This is a genomic window from Micromonospora maritima, from assembly GCF_902825405.1.
GTDB classification, from domain to species: domain Bacteria; phylum Actinomycetota; class Actinomycetes; order Mycobacteriales; family Micromonosporaceae; genus Micromonospora; species Micromonospora maritima.
Map to the genome: position 1 here is coordinate 1 of NZ_CADEAU010000411.1, position 4,741 is coordinate 4,741.

The window sequence follows — 4,741 nt, forward strand, 5'->3', positions numbered from 1 at the left end:
GGGCGCGGCAGGGGTCGGCCCGTCCGGCGCGGCCGAGCCGCCCGGGGTGACCGGGGCCAGCGCGACCGGCAGGTCCTGGGCGGCCTGACCGGTGCCCGGGGCGCCCTTGAGCACCACCAGCGCGGTGGTGCCGGCGGCCAGGCCGGTGATCGCGAGGAACGCGCGACGCATGGGTGGTGCCTCTCCTACAGCTCGAACGCGGTGAGGTGGATCTGGCGACGGGGCACGCCGGCGGCGCGCAGCGCCTTCACGGCCTCGTCGACCATGCCGGCGGGGCCGCACAGGTAGACGTCGCGTCGGGTCAGGTCGGGCACCAGCCGGCGCAGGCCCTCGGGGTTCATCACCTGGCGGGGGCCGGGGTCGTCGCGGCGGCCGATCACGTACCAGACCGAGGTCTGCCGGGCCTGGGCCAGCCAGTCCAGCTCCCGGTGCAGCAGCACGTCGGCCGGGGTACGGGCCCGGTAGATCAGCGCCGCACCGGGCGGCAGTTCCTCCAGCATCGCCCGCAGCGGCGTGATGCCACTGCCGCCGGCGATGAGCAGGGCCCGCTCGCGGGTGCGGTGCGCGGCGGTGAACGTTCCGGACGGGCCCTCGGCCCACACCCGGGTGCCGGGGGTGAGGTCGCGCAGTTCGGCGGTGTGGCCGCCGACGACCTTCACGGTGAGCCGCAGCCAGCGGCCGTTGGCCGCCGCCGAGACCGAGAACGGGTGCGACTGCCACCAGCAGCCGGGGTTGAGGAACCGCCACCGGAAGTACTGGCCGCCGAGCATGTCGATCTGGTTGAGCCGCTCACCGGTCAGGTAGATCGAGACGGTGTCCGGGCTCTCCGCCACCACGTCGGCCACCCGCAGCCGGTGCCGCAGGTTGAACACCAGCGGCTTGACCAGGCGACCCCACGCCAGAGCGGCCACCACCAGCAGGTACGCGGCGATCCAGCCGGTGCGCACCGGCCCGGGCTCGTAGAGCTGGGCGCCGTTGCTGAACTGGTGCGCGTACCCGAGCAGCAGCGTGAGGTAGCTGGTCAGGTGCAGGACGTACCAGAGTTCGTACGGCAACCGGCGGCGTACGCCACGCACCGCGGTGAGCCCGACCGCCACCATGACGCCGGCGGCCACGAACGCGGAGACCATGTCCTCGTAGTCGGTCAGCAGCGCGCCGACCTCGCCGAGGACCGAGTTCTTCTCCTGCCGGGCGTAGCCCACCACCAGCAGCGCCGTGTGGGCGAGCACGGCCACCAGGAGCGTGGCGCCGAGGTCGCGGTGCAGCCGGGAGATCCGCTCGCCGCCGAGCGTGCGTTCCAGCACGCCGAGCCGGCTCATCATCAGCACCTGCGCCAGCAGCAGGTAGCCGGCGACCAGGCCGGTGACCCGACCGCCGGCGGTGAGCACGTCGGCGGTGTCGGCCAGCGAGCCGGCCGGGGTGTCCAGCCACCACGGCAGGACCGCGGCGACCAGACCGAGCCAGAACACCACCGCCAGCGCACGCCGGCCGCCGGGCCCGCGGCGCGGCCGACCCGGCGGTACGGAAGCAGCCGGACGGCCGCCGTACGGGGCGGAGTGCCCGGTACGGCGGCCGGCGGCGTGGGTGTCCTGATACGTCACGCGTACATCTTGATCGGGGTGAACTTCTGTCGGGGGAAGACCTTGTCCACCTGGGCGGCGGTCAGGCCGAACCGGCCCTGCGCCACCGACCCGTAGACGTTGAACATGTTGTTGTACTCCGGCACGTCGCCGCTGTCCAGCTTGTCCAGGCCGTTCCAGGCGCCGAGCAGCGACCCGGCGAGCTTGCGCCCGGACAGCACGGTGACCACGCCGCCGTGCCCGTGGTCGGTGCCGCCGCCGTTCGAGCCGACCCGGCGGCCGAACTCGCTGGACACCATGATCGTCACGTCCGACGCCCGGTCGCCCAGGTCGGTGAAGAACGCGGCCATGGCGTTGGCCAGCTCGTTGAGCCGCCGCCAGAGCTGGCCGCCCTCGCTGGTGCCCTGGTTCTCGTGGGTGTCGTAGCCACCCATGCCCACGGTGGCCACCCGCACGTTCGCCCCGCCCTTGATGAGCTGGGCGAGCTGCTGGAACGCGTTGCCGACGCCCTCGTACTTGACCCCGGCCGCGGCGGTGTACGGCTTGGCGGCGAGCCGCTGGGCGGTGGCCAGCGCGCCCATGCCCTCGATGACCGACTCCTCCACCGGGTGGTTGATCCCGGTGAACAGGCCACGGATCGCCTTCTCGGTGGCGGCGCGGTACTTGTCGTCGCCGTTGAGCCGCAGCTCCCCGACGCTGTTGAGGGAGATCGCGCCGTTCACGCCGACCAGCGAGCGGGGCAGCGTGCTGCCGATGCCGACGCTGCGGAACGCGGTGCCCTTGCCGAGCGTGTCGACCAGGCTGTCCAGCCAGCCCCGGCCACCGGTCTCACCGGGCAGGCCGCCCAGGTTGCAGGCGTCGGCGGCCTGGAAGTGGCTGCGGGACAGCCGCGGGTCGGAGACCGCCGGCACGAAGCCGAGCTGGCCGGCCTTGAGCCACTTCTCCAGCGGGGCGAACGCGCTGGTCAGCTTGAAGCCGCGGCCCAGGGCCAGCGAGTCGTTGCCGAGCAGCAGGTCGGGCCGGGCCTTGGCCAGCACCGGGTCGTCGGCCGGCGCGACCAGGCTGAGCCCGTCCAGCCCGCCGTAGAGGAAGACGTGGATCAGGGTGCCGGTCTTGGTCGCCGCGAACGACGCCGAGGTGGTGACGAACTGCGCGGTGGCCAGCGCGGTCGCGGTGGCCGCGGCGCCGGCGACGAAGGTGCGCCGGGTGACGCCCCGGCCGTCCTGCTGGGCCTCCTCGACCTCCTCCAGCCGACGGTACCGGTCGGCCTCGGCCGCGTTCTCGGCCGCGACGATGTCGGCCTCGGCGCGCAGCAGCGCCTCGGCCGGGTTGTCGGCCAGCCGCCGCAGGTCGGGGCATTCGGGGTGCAGGGGGTACGGGTTCACGGTCATCTCCATCGAATGCCTCACCGGAGGTGGTGCTGGGGGGACGCGAGGATCGTCCGCGCGACCGCGGCGATGGCCCCGTTGAAGGTGGCGTCGACCTTGGTGCTCTCGGTGACCCCGGCCACCGCGAGCACGAGCTTCTTCTCCTTGGCGCTCAGCTTCTGGTGCACGAGCTTCTGCGCCAGCGCGTCCACGTACGCCCCGGCGGTCGCCGGCGGCTTCGCCACCAGCTTCTCCGGCTTGACGTAGGTGAACTGCTTGCGCCACCCGCCGAGCAGGTCGCCTGCCTCGTTCCAGCCGTCGATCATGGTGCCGGCCGAGGTCCACGCCAGGTAGACGTCGGCGTAGCCGTCCGGAGTGGGCTTGCCCATCGGGTACTGGCCCAGCTCGCGCATCTTGTCCTGGATCTGGCGCAGGCCCTGCGCGAACGGCGTACGCCGCTTGTCGCCCTCGAAGCCGGCCGTCGCGTCCGGGCCCACGCCCAGCGACCGGTACGTGGCGACCAGGTACTCCATCGGCCGGCGCACCTTCTGGCCGACCGCGGCCCAGAACTCCGACGAGCTGAACAGCGTCGCCAGCACCGGGCGGATGTTGCCCTTGTTGGTGGTGTACGCCTTCGCCAGCCGGTCCACGATCGACTTCGGCGGCGTGTCGGAGACGAACCGGGTGGCCAGGTTCTGGGCCACGTACTTCGCGGTCGACGGGTGCAGCGCGATGTACCGGATGTACGAGTCGATCACCTTGTCGGCGACCTTGGGGTCGCTGGAGTTGTTGGCGTGGCTGAAGCCGAGGATCTTCACCTTGCCGACGTAGTGCCGGTCGGCGAAGAACATGTACTTGCCGTCGGCGACGCCCCGGCCGGTCTGCAGCATCGCCGCCTGCCGCACGTCCTTCTCGGTGTAGCCGCCGTCCACACCGACCGAGTACAGCTCCAGGTTCTCCCGGGCCAGGTTCTCGTTGATCGCGTCCTTGCGCGAGTCGACCTGGTTCAGGTAGAGCAGCAGCGCCGGGTGCTTGTTCGCGGCGACCAGCATCTCCGGGTAGCTGCCCAGCGCGTGCTTGCGGATGACGTCCCGGTCGAACGCGTTGCGGTAGTTCTCCCCGCCGTCGAAGTCGGCCGCCACGTGCAGGAAGTCGTTCCAGAAGTCGACCATCACCTCGAAGAGCTGGCGGTCGGACCAGATCTGCCGGGCGATGGTGGCGTCCACCGTCTCCCGGGCCGGGTCGACGCCGCGCTCGTTGAGCTGCTCGCGCTGGTCCCGCAACTGGGTCGGGCTCAGCTTGAGCGAGGGCAGCTCGGCCAGCTTCAGCTCGGCCTTGGTCGGGGCGATCTTCTCCGGCTGGAGCTGCCCGCGCAGCCAGTCGTCGATGCCGACGCGCTTCACCTCGGCCATCAGCGTCGGCGTCGGACCGAAGGTGGTGCGGCTCAACAGGTGCCGGATGGGGTCCTTGGCGAGCACCGTCTGCACGGTCACCTTGGTCGCCGCGGCGGCGGCCGCCGGGCTGCCGAAGAGCTGGCCGCCGGTCGGGGCGTTGCGCTTGAGCGCCGCACCGGCCCGCGAGCCCATGTAGCTCTCGTTCTGCTCGGTGTAGGTCCGCACGGTGCTCGGCTGCTGGCCGCTGGGCCGGGCCGTGGTGCCGTCGGTGGTCACCGTGCCGGTGGCGTCACCGGCCACCTCGTCGGTGAACAGGCCACGGATCTGCGGGGACAGGGCCAGGGCGGCGCCGCCGGCGACCACCGCCGCGCCGCCGAGGGTGGCGAGGGCGCGACGCCGG

Annotated in this window: 3 protein-coding genes; all 3 read right to left on the reverse strand. The window is 72.3% G+C overall.

All coding sequences use genetic code 11. From position 1 onward, the window contains the following. Window positions 1-185: 185 nt before the first annotated feature. The gene (locus HUW36_RS25835) at window positions 186-1,601 is read right to left on the reverse strand and encodes a ferredoxin reductase family protein (RefSeq protein WP_174530532.1); all 1,416 of its coding nucleotides are present in this window, start codon (window positions 1,599-1,601) and stop codon (window positions 186-188) included. Next, window positions 1,598-2,971 carry a DUF1501 domain-containing protein gene (locus HUW36_RS25840; RefSeq protein ID WP_246248327.1) on the reverse strand — a complete coding sequence of 458 codons (1,374 nt, stop codon included), beginning with the start codon at window positions 2,969-2,971 and terminating at the stop codon, window positions 1,598-1,600. Before HUW36_RS25840 ends, HUW36_RS25835 begins: the two co-directional genes overlap by 4 nt. A gap of 14 nt (window positions 2,972-2,985) precedes the next feature. Further along, window positions 2,986-4,741: DUF1800 domain-containing protein (locus tag HUW36_RS25845; protein WP_174530534.1), on the reverse strand; the 1,756-nt coding region annotated here is incomplete at its 5' end.

Excerpts from the sequence above, each read along its gene's own strand:
- HUW36_RS25840 (WP_246248327.1), bottom strand. The coding sequence starts at position 2,971 with ATGACCGTGAACCCGTACCCCCTGCACCCCGAATGCCCCGACCTGCGG.